Genomic DNA, 23,521 nt, shown 5'->3' on the forward strand with positions numbered 1-23,521 from the left:
TGATCATGAGCTTGTTGTCGCCTGGCTCGGCGTGGCGTGGCAACAACTTCATGATCAACCGGGGTGGACGGGGCGGTGGGGGTGGGGTGGATCGGGTCGGGCAGACTTTGGCCACCCCGCAGACCCTTCCTCAGGAGTGAGCCACGCCGATGTCGCTGCTCGCCAGATTCAGCCTCGCCAACCGGGGGCTGGTCGCCCTCATCGCGCTGGTGACCACGGCGTTCGGGGCGTACGCCGTGCCGTCGCTGAAGCAGCAGCTGCTGCCGTCGCTGGAGTTCCCCGCCGCGTTCATCGTGGCGGCGTACCCGGGCGCCGCGCCGGAGATCGTCGAGTCCCAGGTCACCGAACCGATCGAGAACAGCCTCCAGGGCATCCCGGGGCTGGACAAGGTCACCTCCACCTCCCGCGAGGGCGCCACCACCGTCCAGGTGCAGTACGAGTTCGGCACCGACCTGGACGACGTGGTGAACAAGATGCAGACCGCGCTGAACCGGATCGACGCCCAACTGCCCGCGGGGGTGGACCCGCAGGTCATCGCCGGCAGCACGGACGACCTGCCCGCCGTGGTGGTCGCCGCGACCGGCGGCGGCGACGAGCGGGCGCTGGCGGAGAAGCTGCGCCAGACCGTCGTACCGGAGCTGGAAGCTCTGGACGGGGTCCGCACGGTCGCGGTGACCGGCACCCGCGACCAGGTCGTGCTGATCACCCCCGACCCGGCGAAGCTGGCCGCGGCCCGGCTCGCGCCCACCGCGATCGCCCAGGCGCTGAAGACCAACGGCGTCGCGGTGCCGGCCGGCGCGGTCGCCGACGGCAGCCGGTCGCTGCCCGTTCAGGTCGGCACCCCGGTCCGGACCGTCGACGACCTGCGCGGCATCGTCCTGGCCACCGCACCAGCGGCCCCGGTCCGGCTCGGCGACGTGGCCCAGGTCGAGCAGCAGCTCGCCCCGGCCACCGCGATCACCCGGACCAACGGCAAGCCCAGCCTGGGCATCGCCGTCACCGCCACCCCCGACGGCAACGCCGTGCAGATCTCCCACGAGATCCGGGACCGGCTGGACGGCCTGAAGGCGGCCTCCGGCGCGGACCTGACGGTCGTCTTCGACCAGGCCCCGTTCGTCGAGCGGTCCATCGAGAGCCTGACCACCGAGGGCCTGCTCGGCCTGCTGATGGCGGTCGTGGTGATCCTGGTCTTCCTGCTCTCCCTCCGCTCCACGCTGGTCACCGCGGTCTCCATCCCACTGTCGGTGCTGGTCGCGCTGATCGCGCTCTGGGCCGGCGACTACTCGCTCAACCTGCTCACCCTCGGCGCGCTGACCATCGCCGTCGGCCGGGTGGTCGACGACTCCATCGTGGTGCTGGAGAACATCAAGCGGCACCTGGAGTACGGCGAGCCGAAGCGGGACGCCATCCTCGGCGCGGTCCGCGAGGTGGCCGGCGCGGTGACCGCCTCCACGCTCACCACGGTCGCCGTCTTCGCGCCGATCGCGCTGGTCGGCGGCTTCGTCGGGCAGCTCTTCGCGCCGTTCGCGATCACCGTGACGGTCGCCCTGCTCGCCTCCCTGCTGGTCTCGCTGACCGTGATCCCGGTGCTGGCGTACTGGTTCCTGAAGCCGCGCCGCGCCGGCGCGGACGACGCGGCGGCCCGCCACGCCGCCGAGGAGAAGGAGCTGCGCAGCCCGCTGCAGCGGGCGTACCTGCCGGCGATCGGGTTCGCCACCCGGTCCCGGGGGACCCGGTGGATCACCGTCGGGCTGGGGCTGCTGGTGCTCCTCGGCACCTTCGGGCTCGCCCAGAAGCTGGAGACCAACTTCCTGGACGACTCCGGCCAGGACACCTTGAACATCACCCAGGAGCTGCCGGCCGGCACCGGGCTGGCCGGCACCGACCAGGCGGCCGCGAAGGTCGAGGCGGTGCTGGCGCGTACCGAGGGCGTGCAGACGTACCAGGTCAGCGCGGGCGGCAGCGACCAGCCGTGGGCGGGCGGCGGTGGCAACAACACCGCCACCTACTCCGTGGCGCTGGACGAGGGCACCGACGCGGCGGAGGTCAAGCAGACCCTGCGGAAGGAGTTCGACGCTCTCGGCTCCGAAGCCGGGGAGCTGAGCTTCGGCGCCGGGCAGAGCGCCTCCGCCAACCAGCTGGAGGTGGTCGTGCAGGCCGCCACCCCCGATACGCTGACCCGGGCCGCCGAGGCCGCCCGCGACGCGATGGCCGGTACGCCGGGGGTCGAGGACGTCTCCACCAGCCTGGCCGAGCGGGTGCCCCGGATCGACGTCACCGTCGACCGGGTGGCCGCGGCCCGCGCCGGGCTGACGGAGGCGGCGGTGGGCCAGCTCGTCGCCCAGGCGTACCGGGGCGCGCCGCTGGGCCAGGTCGGCCTCGACGGGGCGCAGCAGGACGTGGTGCTGAGCACCGGGGCCCGCCCGCCGGTGAGCGTGGCCGAGCTGCGGGCGCTGCCGGTCGGGCCGGTCAAGCTGGATGACATCGCCGACGTGAACCAGGTCGAGGGGCCGCAGCAGGTCACCCGGATCGACGGTGAGCGCAGCGTCTCCGTCACCGGTACGGCCACCGGCTCCAACCTGGGCGCGACCACTCAGGAGCTGCAGAAGCGGCTGGACGCGCTGGACGTGCCCGGCGCCACGTTCACCGTGGGTGGGGTCAGCGCCGACCAGAAGGAGGCCTTCGCCGACCTGGGGCTGGCCGTGCTGGCCGCGATCGCGATCGTCTTCCTGATCATGGTGGGCACGTTCCGCAGCCTGACCCAGGCGCTGATCCTGCTGATCTCCATCCCGTTCGCCGCCACCGGCGCGATCGGGCTGCTGCTGGCCACCGGGACGCCGTTGGGCGTGCCGGCGCTGATCGGCGTGCTGATGCTGGTCGGCATCGTGGTCACCAACGCGATCGTGCTGCTCGACCTGATCAACCAGTACCGGGCGCAGGGCAGGAGCGTGACCGAGGCGGTGGTCGAGGGCGGCCGGCGCCGGCTGCGCCCGATCCTGATGACCGCGGTCGCCACCATCTTCGCGCTGCTGCCGATGGCCCTCGGGCTCACCGGCGAGGGCGGCTTCATCTCGCAACCCCTGGCCGTGGTGGTGATCGGTGGCCTGCTCAGCTCAACGCTGCTGACCCTGATCCTGGTGCCGACTCTCTACACCATGGTGGAGCGCACCAAGGAGTCGCTGCGCGAGCGGCGGGCGCATCGTAAGGGCCGGGCCGGCGACCAGCGGGCGAAACCCGGGGTCCCGGCGACCGTCGGCGCCGTCGCCGACGACCAGCGGGCGGAGGCCGGGGTGGCTCCCGCCGAGCGGACGGTCGCGGACCCACCGGCCCGGCCGGCGCCGTCGGCGGCGCTCATCGACGGGACCGACCAGTTCGAGGTGCTGCGCCTGCCGAAGAGCCGGCGGTCACCGTTGCCGCCCACCGAGTGAGGTGACCTGGAGACGCCCCCGGCAGGCCGCCCTGCCGGGGGCGTTGCCGTCTCGGCTCGTTGCGGCCGGCGATGTCCACCCGCGGGACGGCCTGCGTCGGATGTCCTGCGCTGTGCCGTGAGTGAGTTGTCGCATACTATGAGTTTCGGATCGCTCCGGGAGGGGCGACCGCCCGGAGCGGGGGCGGAGCCATGGCGGACGGTGCTGGCCGGTGGGGCAGGCGGGCCGTGCTGGGCCGGGCCGCCCTGCTGGCCAGCGGCGCGGCGCTGGGCGCCACCGCCACCTCGCAGACCGCCTGGATCGCCGACCGGCGGCTCCCGCTCGCCGACGGCCCGGCCAGCGCCGCCATCGGCAGCCGCCACCAGCAGGTCGGCACCGGCGCCGTCGAGGTCACCTGGGGGGTACGCACCAGCGACCGGCTGGTCGCGCTCACCTTCGACGACGGCCCGCTGCCACAGTGGACGCCGATGGTGCTGGACACGTTGGACCGGCACGCCGTACCGGCCACGTTCTTCCTGGTCGGCGCGCGGGCCCGGGAGCACCCGGCGCTGCTGCGCGGGCGGCTCGGCCGGCACGAGGTGGGCAACCACAGCTGGGCCCACCACGACCTGGCCCGGCTCGACGCGCACGCCGCCTACGACGACCTGCGGCGCAGCCACGACGCGATCGCGGAGGCGGCCGGGGTGGCGCCCCGGCTGGTCCGCCCGCCGTGGGGGCACCTCGGCGGGGCGGTGCTGCACGCCGCCGCCCGGCTGAACTACCGGCTGGTGCTCTGGACGCTGCAGATGGTCGAGGGCGAGTTCCCGGGCGACCCGGCCGGCCACGCCCGGCGGATCGTCGCCGACGTGCGGCCCGGCACCATCCTGCTCGGCCACGACGTCGGTGCGGAGCGGCGGTTGGTCGCGCTCCGCGGCCTGCCCGACATGATCACCGGGCTGCGCGCCCGCGGCTACACCTTCGTGACGGTCTCCCAGCTGCTCGGGCACACCACGGCCGTCTGACCGGCCCGGTAGGGTTCCGGCGTGTCACCCACCCTCTCGGTCCTCGTCCGCAACCGCGACTTCCGCAACCTCTTCCTCGCCGAGCTGGTGGTCTTCGGGGCGGACTGGTTCGTGATGGTGCCCCTGCTGGTGCTCCTGCCCGAGCTGACCGGCAGCGGGGTGTGGGGCGCGCTGGTGCTCGCCGTGGACACCGGCACGGTGGCGCTGATGCTGCCGTACACCGGCACCATCGCGGACCGGTTCGACCGCCGGAAGATCATGATGGTGGCCAACCTCGCCGCCCTGATCGGCGTCCTGCTGCTGCTCGGCGTCCGCAGCGCCGGGACGGCGTGGCTGGCGATGGTGGCGATCGGCGCCGTCGCGGTGGCGAAGGCCTTCTACTCGCCCGCCGCCCAGGCCGCCCTGCCCAACGTGCTGGACCCGGACGATCTCGCCGCCGGCAACGCCGTCGCCGGTTCCGCCTGGGGCACCATGACGGTCGTCGGCGCCTCGCTCGGCGGCATGCTGAGCGCCGCCGCCGGGCCGTACGCCTGCTTCTGGGTGGCGGCGGCCGGCCTGGCGCTCGCGGCGGGCCTGGCCACGCTGATCCGCCGGCCGTTGCAGTCCGCCCGCGAGCCGGGCGGCCCGGTGCAGCGCACCTGGCCGGCGATCCGCGAGGCATTGCGCTACATCGGCCACCGGCCCCGGGTGCTGGCGCTGGTCACCGTGAAGTCGGCGGTCGGGCTGGGCAACGGGGTGCTGACCGTGTTCCCGCTGCTCGCCGGCGTGTACGGGGTCGGCGCGGTCGGCACCGGCCTGCTCTTCGCCTCCCGGGGCGCCGGTGCCCTGGTCGGGCCGATCCTGATGCGACGGGTGCTCACCAACCGGGCCTGGCTGCTGCCGGGGCTGGCCCTGTCGATGTCCCTGTACGGCCTGGCCTACCTGGGCGCCTCGGCGGTCAGCTGGTTCCCGCTGGTGCTGGTGCTCGTCTTCCTCGCCCACTTCGGCGGCGGCAGCAACTGGGTGCTGTCCAACTACGCCCTTCAGGGCGAGGTGCCGGACCGGCTGCGCGGCCGGGTCTTCGCCACCGACATGATGCTGGCGACGCTGGCCATCTCGCTCAGCCAACTGGTGGTGGCCCTGGTGGTGGACGCCGTGAGCGAGCGCACCGTGCTGGCCGGTTGCGGCCTGGTCACCCTGGTGTACGCGGTCGGCTGGCGGCTGGCCACCCGGCGGCTCTCGCTCACCGATCCGGCGACCGAGCCGGCGTCCACCCCCGCCTCCTGACCGCTCCGGCCCGCCGCCGTCCGGTCGCGGTCCCGCTGACGCGATCGCCCGAGTCCCATGGGTCGGGCGGACCGCCGCGATGTCGGTCCCGACGCCTAGCATGAGCCGGTGCCGATGACTTTCACCTCCGGTCCCGTCCGGGTCCGGGTGCCCGCGACCAGCGCGAACCTGGGCCCGGGGTTCGACGCGCTCGGCCTGGCCCTCGGGCTGTACGACGACGTGGCGGCCGAGGTGACCCCGGGCGGCGTACGCGTGACCGTGGCGGGCGAGGGCGCCGGCGAGCTGCCCGAGGGCGAGCGGCACCTGATCGCGACGGCCGCGCGGGCCGCCTTCGACGTGCTGGGCGGGCAGCCGCCCGGCCTCGCACTGGAGTGCGTCAACCGGATCCCGCAGGCCCGCGGCCTGGGCTCGTCCTCGGCGGCCATCGTCGCGGGCGTGCTGTTGGCCCGCGCGCTGGTCGCCGACGGGGACGAGCGGCTCGACGACGAGGCGGTGCTGCGGCTGGCCGCCGAGATCGAGGGGCATCCCGACAACGTGGCGCCCTGCCTGCGCGGCGGCTTCACCATCGCCTGGACCGAGCCGTCCGGGGCGCGCGCGGTGTCGCTGGCCGTCGCCGACGGCGTCCGGCCCACCGTCTTCGTGCCCGCGGAACGCGGCTTGACGGCCGCCGCACGGGCTGCGCTGCCGGCCACCGTGCCGCACGCCGACGCGGCGCTGAACGCCGGCCGGGCGGCGCTGCTGGTGCACGCGCTGACCGTGGCGCCGGGGCTGCTGTTGCCGGCGACGGTCGATCGGCTGCACCAGGACTACCGCGCCGAGGGGATGCCGGGGACGGCGGTCCTGGTCAGCGCGCTGCGTGCGACTGGTGTGGCGGCTGTGGCGAGTGGGGCGGGGCCGACGGTGCTGGCCCTGACCGAGGTGCCGGAGGGCTTCGACGCGGGAACAGACTGGCAGCTCTGGCGGTTGCCGATAGACGTCAGCGGTGCCCGGGTCGCCCGGGGTAGACTGAGACACGCCGAGCGGGACCCTGTTGCCGCAGGTCGGAAGAGTTGATTACGCTCTAGACTTAGCACAGCCGCGAAGCATGCGATCTCCTGCGGGTCGGCGCACCCCCGAAGCTCTCGGCGGTCAGCCCGTCACCCCTGCCAAGGCCCACGCCGCACCGCAGTTTCCACAGGTCGCCGCAGACGGCGAGACCTGCTCACCGACGTTGGTGAGTCGGGAAACCGACCGGCTGCTGTGTCACAGACTCCCGCGACGCGTCAATGCGAGGCGGGTGCACCGAGGCCGCCCGGCCACCTGGTTTTCGAACCCGGGCAGTCCCGGCCTATCGAGGGAAGGAATCCATTGAGCGACACCACCGACGTGACGTCGGATGTTTCCAACGTCGCTGGCGATGCCACCACCGCCGCCCCCACACGCCGTCGGCGCAGCGGTACCGGCCTGTCGGCGATGCTGCTGCCAGAGCTGCAGAGCCTGGCCGCGTCGCTCGGTATCTCCGGCACGGCTCGCATGCGTAAGGGCGAGCTGATCAGCGCGATCACCGAGCGGCAAGGCGGCGCCGCCGCCGGGACCCCTCGACCGCGGGCCGAGGTCGCGGCCGCGACCGCTCCCGGCCGGGAAGAGGTGCGCGCCGAGGTGCTCCAGGAGCGGGCCGACACCGAGCGCCGCCCCGCCGAGCAGGCTCCGGCGGCCCCGGCCGCCGAGGTGACCGAGGGTCGCACCCGGACCCGTCGTGGCCGGGCCGCTGCCACCGCCGAGGCGCGCACCGAGGAGGCTCCGGCCGAGACCGGCGAGCGGGCCGAGCGCGGCGAAGGCCGAGGCGGTCGCGAGCGGGCCGAGCGGCCTGAGCGCGGTGCCGAGCGGCCTGAGCGCGGTGCCGAGCGGCCTGAGCGCGGTGCCGAGCGGGCCGAGCGCGGTGCCGAGCGGCCTGAGCGCGGTGCCGAGCGGACCGAGCGCGGTGCCGAGCGCGGCGAGCGGGGCGGTGACCGGACCGAGCGCGGGGCCGAGCGGGGCGAGCGCGGCGATCGGGGCGACCGCAACGAGCGCGGCGACCGGGGCGAGCGGGGCGACCGCAACGACCGTGGCCAGCGTGCCGAGCGGGACAACGACTCCGACGAGGACGGCGAGGGCGGCGGCCGGCGTGGCCGGCGCAGCCGGTTCCGCGACCGTCGGCGCGGCCGGGGCGACCGGGCCGAGGGCGGCGACGGTGGCGGCCGCGAGCCGCAGGTCAGCGAGGACGACGTGCTCGTCCCGGTGGCCGGCATCATCGACGTGCTCGACAACTACGCCTTCGTCCGAACCACCGGCTACCTGGCCGGCCCGAACGACGTCTACGTCTCGATGTCCCAGATCAAGAAGTACGGCCTGCGCCGCGGTGACGCCATCACCGGCGCCGTGCGGACCGCGCGGGACGGCGAGCAGCGCCGCGACAAGTACAACCCGCTGGTCCGGCTGGACACCATCAACGGGATGGAGCCGGAGGAGGCGCGGCGGCGGCCGGAGTTCTACAAGCTGACCCCGCTGTACCCGCAGGAGCGGCTGCGGTTGGAGACCGAGCCGCACATCCTGACCACCCGGGTGATCGACCTGGTCATGCCGATCGGCAAGGGCCAGCGGGCGCTGATCGTCTCCCCGCCGAAGGCGGGTAAGACGATGGTGCTGCAGGCGATCGCGAACGCGATCACCCGCAACAACCCGGAGTGCCACCTGATGGTGGTGCTGGTCGACGAGCGGCCGGAAGAGGTCACCGACATGCAGCGGTCGGTGAAGGGCGAGGTCATCGCGGCCACGTTCGACCGTCCGCCGCAGGACCACACCACGGTGGCGGAGCTGGCGATCGAGCGGGCGAAGCGCCTGGTCGAGCTGGGGCACGACGTCGTCGTGCTGCTCGACTCGGTGACCCGGCTCGGTCGGTCGTACAACCTGGCGGCGCCGGCCAGCGGCCGGATCATGTCGGGTGGTATCGACTCCACCGCGCTCTACCCGCCGAAGCGGTTCCTCGGTGCGGCTCGCAACATCGAGAACGGCGGCTCGCTGACCATCCTCGCCACCGCGCTGGTGGAGACCGGGTCCATGGCGGACACGGTCATCTTCGAGGAGTTCAAGGGCACCGGTAACGCGGAGCTGAAGCTGGACCGGAAGATCGCCGACAAGCGGGTCTTCCCGGCGATCGACATCAACCCCTCCGGCACCCGCAAGGAGGAGGTCCTGCTCGCGCCGGAGGAGCTGGCGATCATCCACAAGCTCCGCAAGGTGCTGCACTCGCTGGACTCGCAGGCGGCGCTCGACCTGCTGCTGGACCGCCTCAAGCAGTCCCGCACCAACATCGAGTTCCTGATGCAGATCGCGAAGTCGACACCGGGGGAGTGACACCGCCCCGGTAGGACACCGAACGAAGGGCACGGCCACCAGGGCCGTGCCCTTCGTCGTACCCGGGGGCCGGCGTGAAGTTTTTCTTCGGTTCAGTCGTCCGGTATTGAAACTTCTATGCAGCGTCGGGTTGACTGTCGTCCATGCGTACCCGCAGACGATCCGCCCGTCTCGTCGGCGTCCTGCTGCTGACGCCGCTGCTCAGCCTTCCCGGACCGGCCCCGGCCGGCCTCGCGGCACCCGCCGGCGACCTCCACACCGCCGCCGAGGACGCCCCCGCCGCCTCCTCCTATCCCGCCTCCGCGGTGACGCTGGCCGGCGAGGCCGGCGTCGAGCCGGCCAGCGGCCTGGAGACCGCGAAGAGCACCCGCCCGGTCGCCCCCGGGCTCGACCTCACCTCCTTCGACCGGTACGACGCCGAGGGCTGGCTGCGCGCCGACGCGCTCACCGCCGACCTGTCCGGCGGCGTCACCGTCGACTACGTCAACTCCGGCGCGGTGACCCGGGACGAGCCGCTGCGCGCCGCGGTGGACCGCTCCCGCGCGGTCGCCGCCGTCAACGGCGACTTCTTCGACATCAACAACTCGGGCGCGGCCCAGGGCATCGGCATCCGCTCCGGAGACCTGATCCAGTCGCCGGCCGCCGGCCACCCCAACGCGGCCGCGATCAGCGCCGAGGGGCTGGGCCGGATCATCCAGGTCGGCTTCGAGGGCAGCGCCACGCTGCCGGCCGGACCGGTCCCGCTGACCCAGTTCAACAACATGGTCCAGCCGAACGGCATCGGCGTGTTCACCCCGCTCTGGGGGTCGTACGCCCGGCAGCGGGCGGTGACCGGCGCGGCCCGGGTGGTCGAGGTCGCGGTGACCGGCGGCCGGGTCGCGGCCGTGACCACCGCGCCCGGCGAGGGGTCGATCCCGGCCGGGACCACCCTGCTGCTCGGCCGGGAAGCCGGTGCCGACGCCCTCGCCGCGCTGCGCCCCGGCGACCCGGTGGACGTGGCCTGGCGGCCGAAGGCGTCCGACGGCAGCAGTCTGCGCGCCGCGGTGGGCGGCGGCAACGTGCTGGTCCGTGACGGGGTGGTGCAGAACATCGCCGACCCGACCCTCGCGCCGCGCACCGCGGTCGGCTTCTCCGCCGACGGACGCAAAATGATCATGTTGACCGTGGACGGTCGGCAGGTGGACAGCCGCGGCGTCACCCAGACCGAGATGGGCCGGATGATGGTCGAGCTGGGCGCGTACACCGCGCTGAACCTCGACGGCGGCGGCTCGTCGACCCTGCTCGCCCGGGAACCGGGCGCGGCGGCGGTGCAGGTGGAGAACAGCCCGTCGGACGGCAGCGAGCGCCCGGTCCCCAACGGCCTGGCCATCTACGCGCCGAAGGGCAGCGGTCGGCTCACCGGGTACTGGCTGGAGACCGCCAGCGACCCGACCGCCGCGCCCGGGGTCACCCCGATCCGCGGCGGCCGCCCGGACCGGGTCTTCCCCGGCCTGACCCGCCGGCTCACCGCCGCCGGCTACGACGAGACATACGGCCCGGCCGCGGGAACGCCGGAGTGGCGGGCGAACCCGGCCGCCCACGGAAAGGTGGACGACGAGGGCCTCTTCCGGGCCGGCGCGCCCGGCCGCAGCACCGTCACCGCCTGGCGGGCGGAGGCCAGCGGCACCCTCGACCTCACCGTGCTCGGGCCGCTGGACCGGGTCGACTCCACCATGGACCGGCTCGGCCTGAACCGGCAGGGTGACACCGGGCTGTTCGGGGTGGTCGGCTACGACGCAGAGGGGAACACCGCGCCGATCGAGCCGGCCGACCTGAAGCTGGAGTACGACCCGAAGCTGCTCGCCGTCACCGCCGCCGGCGACGGCAACCTCTCCGTCAAGGCGCTCGGCGACAGCGGCTCCGGCCTGGTCACCGTCCACGTCGGCAACCGCACCACCGTGCTGCCGGTCACCGTCGGGCTGACCGAAGTCCCGGTCGCCGGCTTCGACGACGCCGCCTCCTGGAAGTTCAGCCAGGCCCGGGCCAGCGGCTCCGTCGCGCCGGCCCCGGGCCACACCGGCCCGGGGCTCAAGCTGTCGTACGACTTCAGCCAGTCCACCGGCACCCGGGCCGCGTATGCCGACCCGCCGGCCTGGATCGAGGTGCCCGGACAGCCGCAGGCGTTCGGCATGTGGATCCACGGCAACGGCAGGGGGGAGTGGCCCAGCCTGCACCTGCACGACGCCCAGGACACCCAGCACGTGCTGCGTGGCCCGTACGTCACCTGGACCGGCTGGAAGTACGTCGAGTTCGCGGTGCCGGCCGGCGTGCAGTACCCGGTCCGGGTCCGCCGGTTCTACGTGGCGGAGACCGACCCGGCCGCGCAGTACAAGAGCGAAGTCGTCATCGACGACCTGGTGGCGAAGGTGCCCCCGACGGTGCAGGCGCCGCCTGAGGAGCCGCGCACCGACCGGGTGGTGCTCCGCGACGGGACGGTGGACGGCGCGCCCTGGCGCTTCGCGGTCATGTCCGACGCCCAGTTCGTCGCCGCCGACCCGGACAGCGACCTGGTCGCCCAGGCCCGTCGTACGCTCCGCGAGGTCAAGGCGGCGAAGCCGGAGTTCCTGGTCGTCGACGGGGACTTCGTGGACACCGCCTACCCGGCGGACTTCGCCCTCGCCAAGCGGATCCTCGACGAGGAGCTGGGCGACGAACTGCCCTGGTACTACGTGCCCGGCAACCACGAGATCATGGGCGCGCCGATCACGAACTTCCGGAACGTCTTCGGCGACACCTCGCGGGTCTTCGACCACGACGGCACCCGGTTCGTCACCTTGAACACCTCCACCGGCTCGCTGCGCGGCGGCGGGTTCGACCAGGTGAGGCTGCTGCGCGACACGCTCGACTCCGCCGCCGCCGACCCGGCCGTCGGCTCGGTCGCGGTGCTGTTCCACCACCCGCCGCGCGATCCCAGCCCGGCGAAGGCGAGCCAGCTCGGTGACCGCAAGGAGGCGGCGCTGGTGGAGCAGTGGCTGGCCGACTTCCAGCACCGCACCGGCAAGGGCGCCCTGGTCGTCAACGGGCACGTGGGCACCTTCCACGCCGATCGGGTGGACGGGGTGCCGTACGTCATCAACGGCAACTCGGGCAAGAACCCGTCCACCCCGCCGCAGTTGGGCGGCTTCACCGGGTGGACCGAGTTCGGCGTCGACCCGGTGACACCGCAGGAGGCCGAGCGGGCCCGACGCGACCCGCTCGCCGAGGGGCCGCGCTGGGTCGACGCGGAGTTCCACGCCCACGTCGACCGGCTCGCGCTGGCCGCGCCGGCGAGCGTGGCGGTCGGCGACCCGGCGGCCGTCACCGCGACGCTGACCCAGCCCGGTGGTCGTACCGTCCCGGTGGCCGCCCCGGTCAGCGCTGACTGGTCGGGCTCGCCGAACCTGCACATCGGCCCGGCCGACGGGGTGAAGCCCTGGCACGTGGCCTGGTTCGACCCGGCCACCGGGCGGCTGACCGCGCTGCGGCCCGGGGGGCAGGTGCTGCTCGCGGTGACCGTCAACGGCGTCCGCGCCGAGGCGACGGTCACCCTCACGGCGGCGACACCTGGGGAGGCGCCCGCCGCCTGACCGTCGGCTCCGGGGCGCGGCGGACCCGCCACGCGCCCCGGAGCCGGCTGGTCAGAAGTCGCCCTCGGCGACCTGGAACACGGTGAGGTCGAGCGACCGCCACATCCGGACCACCTGCATCCGGTCGTCGAAGACGCCGACCACCCGGTAGCGGTCCCTGATCTCCCGTTCGTAGATCTCCCGCTTGACGATCGCGTCCTTGCGGTGGTCGCCGACGGCCCGCAGGTGCAGCGCCAGGTAGGGGACCTTGACGTGTCGGGCCAGCCAGGCCTCTGTGTCGGCCCGGGCGGAGGCGTCCCGGCCGGAGCAGAAGACCACTCCGTGGCCGGCCGCGTGCATCGCCCGCACCGCCGCGATCACCGCCTCGTTCGGCGCGTCCTCGCCCACCCGGGTCATGTCGTACGGGCTGCGGGAGAGGTTCAGCGCCACCGTGCCGTCGATGTCCACCAGCACGATCGCCGGCGGCTCGGGGTGGGGTGGGTGGACCGCGGCCGGCGGGCCCGTGCGGGCCGTCGGCACCGGCAGCGGTAACGATCGGTTGGCCAGGTAACGCTCGTGCAGCCGGCGGATCGCCGCCTCGCCGACCCGGTCGGACTCCGGCCGGGCGGCGTCCCGGCGCAGGCACTCCTCCAGCGGCACGTCGGTGAAGTCGTGCACCTCGAACGCGGCGTCGAACCGCTCGGCCAGCTCCGCCCAGTCCCGAAGGGTCCGGGCGCGCAGGTTGGTGTCGTCCACGCAGACGCTCACCCGGGCCGCCAGCAGCGCCTCCACCTGGGCCCGCTGGGCCCTGGTGACCTGCCCCTCGGCCCACTGGGTGAAGAGCCGCTCGCCGTGCATCATCCGGCGCAGGTCGTCCCGGTTGACCCGGACCACGCCGGGCTGGAGCCGGCGGGCGAAGGTGGTCTTGCCGGAGGCCGGCAGGCCCCGGGTCGCGATCAGACGGAACATCCCACCCACCCCCGGTTCGTCCGGTCCCGGTCCGCGCCGGGTCTCACCGTACGACCTGGCGAATGCCCACGGGCGGGGCGGGAATGCGTACGGGGAGGTGAGCGTTACCCCTGCCGGACCAGCTGTGCGGCCCGCTCGCCGGGTCGGCCGACGCCCGTGGCACACTGGTCAATCGGCCACCGGTTCCGGTTCACGCCCGAGCCCGTCGTGAACGACGGGGCACCGACGGCGACCCGGCGACCACCCACGAAAGGACCGAGGCGAGATGAAGCAGAACATCCACCCGGAGTACGTGACCACCGAGGTCAGCTGCTCCTGCGGTAACACCTTCACGACCCGCAGCACCGCCAAGGGCGGCGCCATCCACGTCGAGACCTGCAGCGCCTGCCACCCGTTCTACACCGGTAAGCAGCGCGTTCTCGACACCGCCGGCCGGGTCGCGAAGTTCCAGCAGAAGTACGCCAAGGTTCAGGCCAAGAAGGCCAAGTAGCTTCACCGAGGACGCCCGTGTCCGGCTCCGTGCCGGACGCGGGCGTTCGTCCGTTTCCACCGGTTTTCCGCCCGTCCCGCCCGGTTGTCGTCGAAGGAGCATCCGCAGCATGAGCAGTGAGCGCCTGGCCGCCCTCCTCGACGAGTACGCCGAGCTGGAGAAGCGGCTCGCCGACCCGGCCATCCACGCCGACCAGGGCACCGCCCGGCGGGTGGGTCGCCGCTACGCCGAGCTGGTCCCGCTGCACAAGGCGGCCGGCGAGCTGGAGCAGGCCCGCGCCGACCTGGTCGCCGCCCGCGAGCTGGCCGCCGAGGACCCGGCGTTCGCGACCGAGGCCGAGTCGATCGCGGCGACCCTGCCGGCGCTGGAGGAACGGCTGGCGGAGCTGCTGATCCCGCGCGACCCGCACGACGCCAAGGACGTGATCGTGGAGATCAAGGCCGGCGAGGGTGGCGAGGAGTCGGCCCTGTTCGCCGGCGACCTGCTGCGGATGTACACCCGGTACGCCGAGCGGCGCGGCTGGCTCACCGAGGTGATCGACGCGCAGGACTCCGACCTCGGCGGCGTCAAGGACGTCTCGCTGGCGATCAAGACCAAGGGCGTGCCCGAGGGGGGCAACGGCGTCTGGTCCCGGCTGAAGTGGGAGGGCGGGGTGCACCGGGTGCAGCGCGTCCCGGTCACCGAGTCGCAGGGCCGGATCCACACCAGCGCGGCCGGCGTGCTGGTGCTGCCGGAGGCCGAGGACGTGGACGTCACCATCGACCCGAACGACCTGCGGATCGACGTGTTCCGTTCGTCCGGGCCGGGTGGCCAGTCGGTGAACACCACCGACTCGGCGGTCCGGATCACCCACGTGCCGACCGGGATCGTGGTCTCCTGCCAGAACGAGAAGTCCCAGCTGCAGAACCGGGAGCAGGCCATGCGGATCCTGCGCGCCCGGCTGCTCGCGGCGGCGCAGGAGCAGGCCGACGCGGCCGCCTCGGACGCCCGCAAGGCGCAGGTCCGGACGGTGGACCGCTCGGAGCGGATCCGCACCTACAACTTCCCGCAGAACCGGATCACCGACCACCGGATCGGCTACACCGCGTACAACCTCGACCTGGCCCTCGCCGGCGAGCTGGACGGCGTCCTCGACGCCCTGGCGGAGGCCGACCGCGCCGCCCGCCTGGCCGGCGAAACCGAACTGACCCGCCGCTGACCACCCGCCCCCTGCTCGGCCCGCGCCGGCGCGGGGGAGCAACGGGTCGGGGTCAGGAAGCGCGGGGGCGGGACTTGGCGCGGAGCATCTCCCGGTCGGCCAGCTCGAAGGCGGTGCCGAGGGCCTCCCGCAGGCTCGCGCCGGTGCCGCCCACCTCGGCGAAGCCGATGCTCACCCCGACCGGAGTGCCGGGCACCAGGGACTCCCAGTCCTCGGTGCGGACCGCGGCGTCGATCCGGCGGGCCACCTCGGCGGCCTCCGACATCCCGGCCCCGGCCAGCACCACCACGAACTCGTCGCCGCCGTAGCGGGCGACGAAGTCGCCGCGCCGCATCACCCGGTTGATCACTCCGGCGATCCGCTGGAGGACCAGGTCGCCCGAGTGGTGGCCGTGCCGGGTGTTGACCGCCTTGAAGCCGTCCAGGTCGCAGACGCCGATCACCACCCGCTCACCCCCGGCCACGACCGCACCGATGTACCGCTCGAGGCGGCGCCGGTTGGGCAGTCCGGTCAGTGGGTCGGTGAGCGCCTCGCCCTCGTACCGGGCCGCCTCCCGGCGCATCTCCTCGTGGTCGATCCGGGCGGCGATCCCGTCGATGTAGACGTCGCGCAGCCGGTCGTTGCGCTGCGCCGCCAGCCGGAACGCGTGCCGGTCGGCCTGGTGCGCGGCGGCGTGGTCGCCGGCCCGGGCCAGGGCGATGCTGCGCAGCCGGGACGGTTCGGCCGCGCCGAGCGTCTCGGCCGAGACCTGGGCGGCGTCCAGCCGGGTCACCGCCTCGATCGGCCGGCCGTCGGCGACGGCCAGGCAGACCTGGCCGAGCTGGCGCATGTCCCGCGCCCGGGCGCTGTCGCCGCCGTGGCCGAGCAGCCGGGCGGGGTCGGCGTCCGTGCCGGACTCCACCCGGTCGCCGAGGGCGGCCCGGCGGGCCGCCGCGTAGCCGTACGCGGCCAGGCTGCTCGGCCGCAGGTTGCCGGCCCGCCCGGCGCGCAGGAACCGGTTGAGGTCCCCGGCGACGTCCCGGAGGACCCGCAGGCAGCCGTCGCTGTCCCCGTTGTGGTCCAGCGCGACCGCGTTGCGCAGCCGGATGCCGGGGGCGGCGAAGGTCTCCTCCGGGATGCCGGCGGCCAGCCCGACCTGGCGGGCCCGCTCGATCGCCCCGAGGGCGTGGCCGTGGAAGCTGAGGTAGGAGTAGGCCATCGCCAGGTCATGCCAGCCCCAGGCGGTGTCCCGGTCCGGGTCGTCGACGGTGCCGAGCCAGCGGGAGGCCTTGACCAGGTGGGTGACGCAGCGGTCCAGCGCCCCCTGGTGGTGCGCGGCCAGCGCGGCCAGCGCGTTGAGGTGCCCGCGCAGGTAGGGCTCGGCCAGGTCGCGGGTGGCGCTGGACGCCTCCTCGATGGCCCGGGTGAACTCCGCCGTCCGACCGAGGTTGATCAGCGCGGAGAGGCGCTGGACCAGGGCGTCGGCGCGGGCGTTCGGGTCGCTGGTGGTACGGATGACCCGGTCCAGGATGGCGCAGGCCTCCGCCGAGCGGCTGGCCTCCTGCAACGCCCGGGCGTGCCGGAGGGCGTCAACCTGGTCGTCGACCCGGTCGAGCCAGCTCACCAGCACCTCCCTGTCGGTGTGCGTCCGGCCGCACCCGCTCGTGATGTGACCCGCGACGCTTCATGATTATGTCGTGACCTCCCTCCCGCAACACCCGTCCGAAGGGACAGAACGCCAGCGGCCCTCGCTGGCGATAGCTCGGGCGGCCCGCACGCTGGCCGAGGCGGGGGTCGAGGCGCCCCGGGCGGAGGCCGAGCTGCTGGCCGCGTACGTGCTGGGCGTCCCCCGGGGTCGGCTGGCCCTGGCCGACGGGTTCAGCGCCGACGACCTCGACCGCTTGGACGCGCTGGTCGGCCGGCGGGTCGCCCGGGAGCCGTTGCAGCACCTCACCGGCGTCGCCGGCTTCCGGCACCTGGAGTTGGCGGTCGGCCCGGGCGTCTTCGTGCCCCGGCCGGAGACCGAGCTGCTCGCCGGCTGGGGCGTCGAGCAGGGGCGACGGCGGAGCGCGCCGCTGGTGGTCGACCTGTGCAGCGGCTCCGGCGCGATCGCCCTCTCCGTTGCCCAGGAACTGCCGGACGCCCGCGTGGTGGCGGTGGAGCGGTCCCCGGCGGCGCTGGCGTGGCTGCGGCGCAACGCCGCCGACCGGGCCGCCGCGAGGGACACCCCGATCGAGGTGGTGGCCGCCGACGTCACCGACCCGGAGCTGCTGGAGGAGCTGGTCGGCCGGGTCGACGTGCTGCTCTGCAACCCGCCGTACGTGCCGCGGTCGGTGGTGGTGCCGCCAGAGGTGGCCGGACACGATCCGGACGAGGCGGTCTTCGGCGGGGCGGACGGGCTGGCGGTGATCCGACCGGTGATCGGCCGCGCGGCCGACCTGCTGCGCCCCGGTGGGGTGCTCGGCGTCGAGCACGACGACACGCACGGCGCGGCGGTGCCCGCGCTGCTCGCGGCGGACGGCCGGTTCGCCGACGTCGAGGAGCACCGGGACCTGGTCGACCGGCCCCGGTTCGCCACGGCGTCGCGGCGAGCGGACGGCCAGCACGCCGCCGGCGGCCCGGCGTGGCAGACTGGCTCCTCGTGATGCTCTACGACTGTCGGTCGCCCGCCGACCGGGACCGCGGCATCGCCGCTGCCATCGAGGCGGTCAAGAACGGCGAGCTGGTCGTCCTGCCGACCGACACGGTCTACGGGATCGGCGCTGACGCCTTCACCCCGTACGCGGTGAAGGCGCTCGCGGACGCCAAGGGCGGCGCGCGGCAGGCGCCGCCGGTGCTGATCGGGTCGCGGCACACCCTCGACGGCCTGGTGTTCTCGCTGCCCCGCTCGGCCCGTGAGCTGGTCGAGGCGTTCTGGCCGGGCGCGCTGACCATCGTGGTGGAGCACTCGCCGAGTCTGTCCTGGGACCTGGGCGACTCCAGCGGCACGGTGGCGGTGCGGATGCCGCTGCACCCGGTGGCCCTGGAGGTGCTGCGGGAGACCGGCCCGATGGCGGTGGCGTCGGCCAACAAGGTCGGCCAGCCGGCCGCGGTCACCGCCGAGGAGGCGCGGGACCAGCTCGGCTACTCGGTCCGCGCCTACCTGGAGGCCGGGCCCGCCCCGGACCCGGTGCCGAGCACCATCGTCGACCTCACCGGCGAGGTGCCGCGGGTGCTGCGCCAGGGCGCCGTCGGGTTGGAGAAGCTGCGCGACGTGGTGCCGGACATCCTCGACGAGCGGGGGGTCTGAGTGCCGCCGTTCACCGTGCTGCACGTCTGCATGGGCAACATCTGCCGTTCCCCGATGGCCGAACGGCTGCTGGTGCTCGCGGTACGGGAGCGGCTGGGCCGGCTCGGGGTCGACCCGACCCGCTCGGACGAGCTGCTGCACAGCCACAGCGCCGGCACCGGGGGCTGGCACGCGGGCGAGGAGATGAATCCGCCGGCGGCCCGGCAGGTGGTGTCGCGCGGCGGTGGCGTGGACGGGTTCGCCGCCCGCAAGCTCCGGTCGGACCTCATCGACGCCGCCGACCTGGTCCTCACCGCCACCGCCGACCAGCAGGAGTACGTGGTGGCGCTGCGTCCGGACGCGGCGGCTCGCACCTTCGTGCTGGGCGAGTTCGGTCGGCTGCTGGCCGCCGTGGACGCCGCCGGGCTGCCCCCGGTGGAGGCCACCCCGGATGCCGTGTACGCCCGCGGGGTGGCCCTGGTGGCCGCCGCCGACGCGGCTCGGCAGGGGGCCTCCCCGCTGCCCGCCGACGACCTCGACGACCCGTGGGGTCGCGGCGACCAGTGCTTCAGCCGGGTCGCCGACGAGGTCGAGGAGACGGTCCACCCGCTGGCCGTCGCGCTGTTGCCCTGAGCCCGGCAGCCCCGAAGGTTGGGGTTTCTGTCCACCTTCATCCTTCTCCGCGAAATTCCTGCGTGTTTCGGGGGAAGAGGGCGGCGTGACCGCTGTTTCCGGTCATCCTGAACGGGTCCGAACGTGGCCGGCTCCTGCGGGGAGAGCTGATGAACCGGGCCCATCTCGACAAGTTGTTCACCGTCATGCTCGCCGGCGTGCTCGCCGGGCTGGCCCTGGCGGCGGCCGCGCTGCCGGTCGCGCTGGTGTTCGGGCTGGGCTTCAAGGGGCTGATGCCCTACTCGGAGCTGCCCGAGTCGCTGCGTACGCCGCAGCCGGCGCAGCGGTCCAACCTGTACGCCGACGACGGCCGCACCCTGATCACCTCCTTCTACCTGGAGGACCGGATGGACGTGCCGGTGGGCGAGGTGGCCCTGGTGATGCGGCAGGCCATCCTGGCCGCCGAGGACGTCCGGTTCTACCAGCACCACGGCGTGGACGTCCGCGGCGTGGTCCGGGCCTTCACCGTCAACCGGCGGGACGGAACGACCCGACAGGGCGCCTCCACGCTGACCATGCAGTACGTCCGCAACGTGCTGGCCAGCGATCCCCGGTTGACCGAGGAGCAGCGGTCCCGGGCCACCGAGATCACCGCGGGCCGCAAGATCCGGGAGATGCGCTACGCGCTGGCCCTGGAGCGGGAGCTGAACAAGGACCAGATCCTCAGCCGGTACCTGAACATCGCCTACTTCGGCGCCGGCGCGTACGGCATCGCGGCGGCCAGCAAGCGCTACTTCTCCACTGAGCCGGCGAAGCTGACCCTGGCCCAGGCGGCGCTGCTCGCCGGCCTGGTCCGCTCACCCGACAGCGACGACCCGATCAACGGCGATGCCGACGAGGCGCTGCGCCGCCGGGCGTACGTGCTGGACCGGATGGTGGAGACCGGCCAGGTCGGCGCGGCCGACGCCGCCCGGGCCAAGGACGAGCAGCTCAAGCTGAGGCCCAGCGCGACGCCGAACGACTGCGCCGCCGTGCCCGCCGAGCACAACGACTGGGGCTTCTTCTGCGACTGGTTCACCCAGTGGTGGAAGGCGCAGCCGGCCTTCGGCGGTTCCGCCGACGAGCGGCAGCGGACGCTGCGCCGCGGTGGCTTCAAGATCATCTCGTCGCTCGATCCGGACATGCAGCGCAAGGCCACCGAGCAGGTGCTGCAGGTCTATCCCGTCGGCAACAAGCGGGCCGTGCCGACCGCGGTGGTCCAGCCGGGCAGCGGCCGGGTGCTGGCCATGGCGGTGAACCGGAACTTCAGCGTGGCGGCCAACCCGCCCGGCCAGCGGAACTACCCGAACACCGTCAACCAGCTCGTCGCCGGCGGCGGGGACATCGTCGGCTACCAGGCCGGCTCGACGTTCAAGCTCTTCGCCCTGCTGGCCGCCCTGGAGGCGGGGCTGCCGCTGGCCACCTCCTTCGACTCGCCGTCCCGGCTCGTCACCGACTACCAGGTCGGCGGCGGTCCGGCCAGCTGCGGCGGTTACTGGTGCCCGACCAACGCCAACCCGGCGTGGATGGACGGCGACCGCACCATGTGGAGCGCCTTCGGCCGCTCGGTGAACACCTACTTCGCCTGGCTGACCGAGAAGGTGGGCGCGGACCGGGTGGTGGAGATGGCCGAGCGGCTCGGCATCGTGCTGCGCGCCAAGGACGACGCCGCGCTGGCCCGCAACGGCGCGAAGGGCTGGGGACCGTTCACCCTCGGTGTCGCCGCCACCACCCCGCTCGACCTGGCCAACGCGTACGCCACGGTGGCGGCCGAGGGAACCTGGTGCGCGCCGACGCCGGTCGCCTCGATCACCGACGGAGCCGGCCGGAAGGTGGCCGCCGGGGATCCGGACTGCCGGCAGGTGCTCGACACCGAGGTGGCCCGGGCGGCGGCGGACGCGGCCCGATGCCCGGTCGGCGACCAGTCGATGTACCGGAGCTGCGACGGCGGCACCGCCGAGGAGCTCCAGCCCGGGCTGCGCCGGCCGCTGGCCGGCAAGACCGGCAGCTCCGACCGGAACGCCACGGAGACGGTGGTGGCCTTCACCCCGCAGCTCGCGGTCGCCACCATCGCCGCGAACCCGGACGACCCCCGGGACGCGGTCGGCGGCGGCGTGCAGGCCCGGCAGATCGCCGCGGTGGGCCGGCTCCTCGCGTACGCCCTCCGCAACCAGCCAATCGTCGACTTCGTCCCGCCCAGCCAGACCACCGCCCACCGCGTCACCGCTCCCCGCACCGGCAACTAGGCCCCCGTGCCCCGCCGATCCTGCAGTTCGGGCGGGTCGGGGACGTACCGGGCGATGGCGTTCGGCACCGGGGTGACCAGACCGACCCAGTTCGAGAGAGCGACGGTGTCAGCGGCCGCACCGGCAGGATGATCCCGCCGTACGCCGGCCCCGCGGGGCCAGCAGGCGGGGCGCGAGGCGCCCGCCGAGGTGACCCGTGGCCCCGGTGACGAGGCATCGCACGACTCCCAGTCTGCGGCCCCATAGACTCCTTCGCTGTGGAGAACGCGAGGGACACCTTCTGGGGGCCGGACTTCCAGCAGCTCAGCGCCGTCGACCCGGAGATCGCCGGGGTGGTGCTCGGCGAGCTGGAGCGGCTGCGCGGCGGCCTGCAGCTGATCGCCAGCGAGAACCTGACGTCCCCGGCGGTGCTCGCCGCGCTCGGTTCGACGCTGACCAACAAGTACGCCGAGGGCTACCCGGGCCGGCGCTACTACGGCGGCTGCGCCGAGGTGGACCGGGCCGAGGAGATCGGCATCGCCCGGGCGAAGGAGCTCTTCGGCGCGGAGCACGCCAACCTCCAGCCGCACTCCGGTGCCAGCGCCAACCTGGCCGCGTACGCCGCCCTGGTGCAGCCGGGGGACACCGTGCTGGCGATGGACCTGCCGCACGGCGGGCACCTCACCCACGGCAGCCGGGTGAACTTCTCCGGCAAGTGGTTCCACGCCGTCGGCTACACGGTCCGGCCGGACACCGAGCTGATCGACTACGACGAGGTGCGCGACCTCGCCCGGGCACACCGCCCGAAGATGATCATCTGCGGAGCCACGGCCTATCCCCGGCTGATCGACTTCGCCCGGTTCCGCGAGATCGCCGACGAGGTCGACGCGTACCTGATGGTGGACGCGGCGCACTTCATCGGGCTGGTCGCCGGGCGGGCCGTCCCGTCGCCGGTGCCGTACGCCGACGTCGTCTGCTTCACCACCCACAAGGTGCTGCGCGGCCCGCGCGGCGGCATGATCCTGTGCCGGGAGTCGCTGGCGCCCCGGATCGACAAGGCGGTCTTTCCGTTCACTCAGGGCGGCCCGCTGATGCACGCCGTCGCCGCCAAGGCGGTCGCGCTGCGCGAGGCCGCCCAGCCCGAGTTCCGGGCATACGCCTCCCAGGTGGTGAGCAACGCCCAGGCGCTCGCCGCCGGCCTGGCCGCCGAGGGGATGCGCCCGGTGTCCGGCGGCACCGACACCCACCTCGCCCTGATCGACCTGCGCGAGGCCGGGGTGACCGGGGCCGAGGCGGAGGCCCGCTGCGACGCCGCGGCGGTCACGCTGAACAAGAACGCGATCCCGTACGACCCGCAGCCGCCGATGGTCGCCTCGGGCATCCGGGTGGGCACGCCGAGCGTCACCACCCAGGGCATGCGCGAGGGGGAGATGCGGCAGGTGGCCGCGCTGATCGCCCGGGCGGTCCGCACCGACCCTTCCGGTCCGGGGGGCGCCGACGAGCTGACCCGGATCGCCGCCGAGGTGGCCGAGCTGGTCGCCGCCTTCCCGGCGTACCCCCGTGGCTGAGCCCGGGGCGCGCGCGGCGGAGGCGGCCGCGGACCGTGGCTGGCGGCTGCGCCACCTGCCGGTGCTGCTGATCGCCTCGGCGGTGCTGGGCGCGCTGGCCGCGGTGGTCGGCGGGGTGACCGGCGGGGCCGACGCGGCGCTGGGCGCGGCGGCCGGGGTGGCCGTCACCGCGGTCAGCTACACCCTCACCACGGTCGTGCTGGCCTGGGCCGACGCCCGCGACCCGCAGCTGGTGCTGCCGTTCGGACTCGGCCTGTACGCGGCCAAGTTCACCCTGCTCGGGGCGGTGATGGTCGGGGTGGCGTCGACCGGCTGGTCGGGGCTGATCCCGCTCTGCCTGGGCATCGCCGCCGGGGTGGCGGTCTGGACCGGCGTGCACATCTGGTGGCTGGCCACGGTGCACGCCCGTCGCGTCCACAACTGACCGACCCGTCGCCGGCCGCCGTCCCAGCTTTCGGACGGCACGCCGGTGTGTCCGCGATCGGTCATTCTCTCAGTGCCGGGAGGGGAGTAGCGTGCCTC

At 74.0% G+C, this 23,521-nt stretch carries 16 protein-coding genes; 14 read left to right on the forward strand and 2 right to left on the reverse strand.

The features are described from left to right. The first annotated feature begins 149 nt into the window (after nt 1-149). The 6 genes from GA0070613_RS14535 (at nt 150) to GA0070613_RS14560 (ending at nt 12,672) form a co-directional block, all read left to right on the forward strand. Nucleotides 150-3,428 carry an efflux RND transporter permease subunit gene (locus GA0070613_RS14535; RefSeq protein ID WP_089012794.1) on the forward strand — a complete coding sequence of 1,093 codons (3,279 nt, stop codon included), beginning with the start codon at nt 150-152 and terminating at the stop codon, nt 3,426-3,428. Nucleotides 3,429-3,619: 191 nt separating this feature from the next. After that, nucleotides 3,620-4,429 carry a polysaccharide deacetylase family protein gene (locus GA0070613_RS14540; protein ID WP_089012795.1) on the forward strand — a complete coding sequence of 270 codons (810 nt, stop codon included), beginning with the start codon at nt 3,620-3,622 and terminating at the stop codon, nt 4,427-4,429. A 21-nt stretch (nt 4,430-4,450) separates the two neighbouring features. Continuing rightward, complete coding sequence (locus GA0070613_RS14545; RefSeq protein WP_089012796.1) at nt 4,451-5,695, forward strand: MFS transporter; 1,245 nt, start codon at nt 4,451-4,453, stop codon at nt 5,693-5,695. Between the two features lie 114 nt (nt 5,696-5,809). Then, entirely contained in the window at nt 5,810-6,748 is a 939-nt protein-coding gene (gene thrB, locus GA0070613_RS14550) for a homoserine kinase (protein ID WP_089012797.1), read from the forward strand. Between the two features lie 294 nt (nt 6,749-7,042). Further along, the gene (gene rho, locus GA0070613_RS14555) at nt 7,043-9,067 is read left to right on the forward strand and encodes a transcription termination factor Rho (protein ID WP_089012798.1); all 2,025 of its coding nucleotides are present in this window, start codon (nt 7,043-7,045) and stop codon (nt 9,065-9,067) included. A 143-nt stretch (nt 9,068-9,210) separates the two neighbouring features. Further along, nucleotides 9,211-12,672 carry a phosphodiester glycosidase family protein gene (locus GA0070613_RS14560; RefSeq protein WP_089012799.1) on the forward strand — a complete coding sequence of 1,154 codons (3,462 nt, stop codon included), beginning with the start codon at nt 9,211-9,213 and terminating at the stop codon, nt 12,670-12,672. Between the two features lie 51 nt (nt 12,673-12,723). Here the strand turns inward: GA0070613_RS14560 and GA0070613_RS33955 are convergent, their stop codons facing one another. Further along, the gene (locus tag GA0070613_RS33955; RefSeq protein ID WP_089012800.1) at nt 12,724-13,620 is read right to left on the reverse strand and encodes a phosphatase domain-containing protein; all 897 of its coding nucleotides are present in this window, start codon (nt 13,618-13,620) and stop codon (nt 12,724-12,726) included. 265 nt (nt 13,621-13,885) lie between these two features. Between GA0070613_RS33955 and rpmE the strand changes: the two genes are divergently transcribed. Further along, nucleotides 13,886-14,110: a 50S ribosomal protein L31 gene (rpmE, locus tag GA0070613_RS14570; RefSeq protein ID WP_089012801.1), complete on the forward strand. Its 225-nt coding sequence runs from the start codon at nt 13,886-13,888 to the stop codon at nt 14,108-14,110. Between the two features lie 109 nt (nt 14,111-14,219). Then, complete coding sequence (prfA, locus tag GA0070613_RS14575) at nt 14,220-15,308, forward strand: peptide chain release factor 1 (protein ID WP_089012802.1); 1,089 nt, start codon at nt 14,220-14,222, stop codon at nt 15,306-15,308. 52 nt (nt 15,309-15,360) lie between these two features. Here prfA and GA0070613_RS14580 read toward each other — a convergent pair whose 3' ends face one another. After that, nucleotides 15,361-16,911, reverse strand: coding sequence for a GGDEF domain-containing protein (locus GA0070613_RS14580; RefSeq protein ID WP_089015946.1), 1,551 nt, complete (start codon nt 16,909-16,911; stop codon nt 15,361-15,363). Between the two features lie 73 nt (nt 16,912-16,984). Here GA0070613_RS14580 and prmC point away from each other — a divergent pair, with 73 nt between their 5' ends. The 6 genes from prmC to GA0070613_RS14610 all read left to right on the forward strand — a co-directional run bounded on the left by prmC (nt 16,985) and on the right by GA0070613_RS14610 (nt 23,423). Further along, entirely contained in the window at nt 16,985-17,932 is a 948-nt protein-coding gene (gene prmC, locus GA0070613_RS14585) for a peptide chain release factor N(5)-glutamine methyltransferase (RefSeq protein WP_089012803.1), read from the forward strand. Beyond that, nucleotides 17,932-18,576, forward strand: coding sequence for an L-threonylcarbamoyladenylate synthase (locus tag GA0070613_RS14590; protein WP_089015947.1), 645 nt, complete (start codon nt 17,932-17,934; stop codon nt 18,574-18,576). The genes prmC and GA0070613_RS14590 overlap by 1 nt, the downstream gene beginning before the upstream one ends. Next, nucleotides 18,577-19,188 carry an arsenate reductase/protein-tyrosine-phosphatase family protein gene (locus tag GA0070613_RS14595; protein ID WP_089012804.1) on the forward strand — a complete coding sequence of 204 codons (612 nt, stop codon included), beginning with the start codon at nt 18,577-18,579 and terminating at the stop codon, nt 19,186-19,188. 149 nt (nt 19,189-19,337) lie between these two features. Further along, nucleotides 19,338-21,452 (forward strand): transglycosylase domain-containing protein, encoded by a 2,115-nt coding sequence (locus tag GA0070613_RS14600; RefSeq protein WP_089012805.1) that lies wholly within the window; start codon nt 19,338-19,340, stop codon nt 21,450-21,452. 257 nt (nt 21,453-21,709) lie between these two features. After that, a complete protein-coding gene (locus GA0070613_RS14605; protein ID WP_089012806.1) occupies nt 21,710-22,999 on the forward strand; it encodes a serine hydroxymethyltransferase in 1,290 nt (429 codons plus the stop codon). Beyond that, nucleotides 22,992-23,423, forward strand: coding sequence for a hypothetical protein (locus GA0070613_RS14610; RefSeq protein ID WP_089012807.1), 432 nt, complete (start codon nt 22,992-22,994; stop codon nt 23,421-23,423). The genes GA0070613_RS14605 and GA0070613_RS14610 overlap by 8 nt, the downstream gene beginning before the upstream one ends. The last annotated feature ends 98 nt before the right edge of the window (nt 23,424-23,521 follow it).

The organism is Micromonospora inositola (assembly GCF_900090285.1).
Classification (GTDB): Bacteria; Actinomycetota; Actinomycetes; order Mycobacteriales; family Micromonosporaceae; genus Micromonospora; species Micromonospora inositola.

What these genes read in the sequence shown, in the direction of transcription:
- GA0070613_RS14535 (WP_089012794.1), top strand. Translation starts at nt 150, where the DNA reads ATGTCGCTGCTCGCCAGATTCAGCCTCGCCAACCGGGGGCTGGTCGCC.
- GA0070613_RS14540 (WP_089012795.1), top strand. Translation starts at nt 3,620, where the DNA reads ATGGCGGACGGTGCTGGCCGGTGGGGCAGGCGGGCCGTGCTGGGCCGG.
- thrB (WP_089012797.1), top strand. Translation starts at nt 5,810, where the DNA reads ATGACTTTCACCTCCGGTCCCGTCCGGGTCCGGGTGCCCGCGACCAGC.
- GA0070613_RS14560 (WP_089012799.1), top strand. Translation starts at nt 9,211, where the DNA reads ATGCGTACCCGCAGACGATCCGCCCGTCTCGTCGGCGTCCTGCTGCTG.
- GA0070613_RS33955 (WP_089012800.1), bottom strand. Translation starts at nt 13,620, where the DNA reads ATGTTCCGTCTGATCGCGACCCGGGGCCTGCCGGCCTCCGGCAAGACC.
- rpmE (WP_089012801.1), top strand. Translation starts at nt 13,886, where the DNA reads ATGAAGCAGAACATCCACCCGGAGTACGTGACCACCGAGGTCAGCTGC.
- prfA (WP_089012802.1), top strand. Translation starts at nt 14,220, where the DNA reads ATGAGCAGTGAGCGCCTGGCCGCCCTCCTCGACGAGTACGCCGAGCTG.
- GA0070613_RS14590 (WP_089015947.1), top strand. Translation starts at nt 17,932, where the DNA reads ATGCTCTACGACTGTCGGTCGCCCGCCGACCGGGACCGCGGCATCGCC.
- GA0070613_RS14600 (WP_089012805.1), top strand. Translation starts at nt 19,338, where the DNA reads ATGAACCGGGCCCATCTCGACAAGTTGTTCACCGTCATGCTCGCCGGC.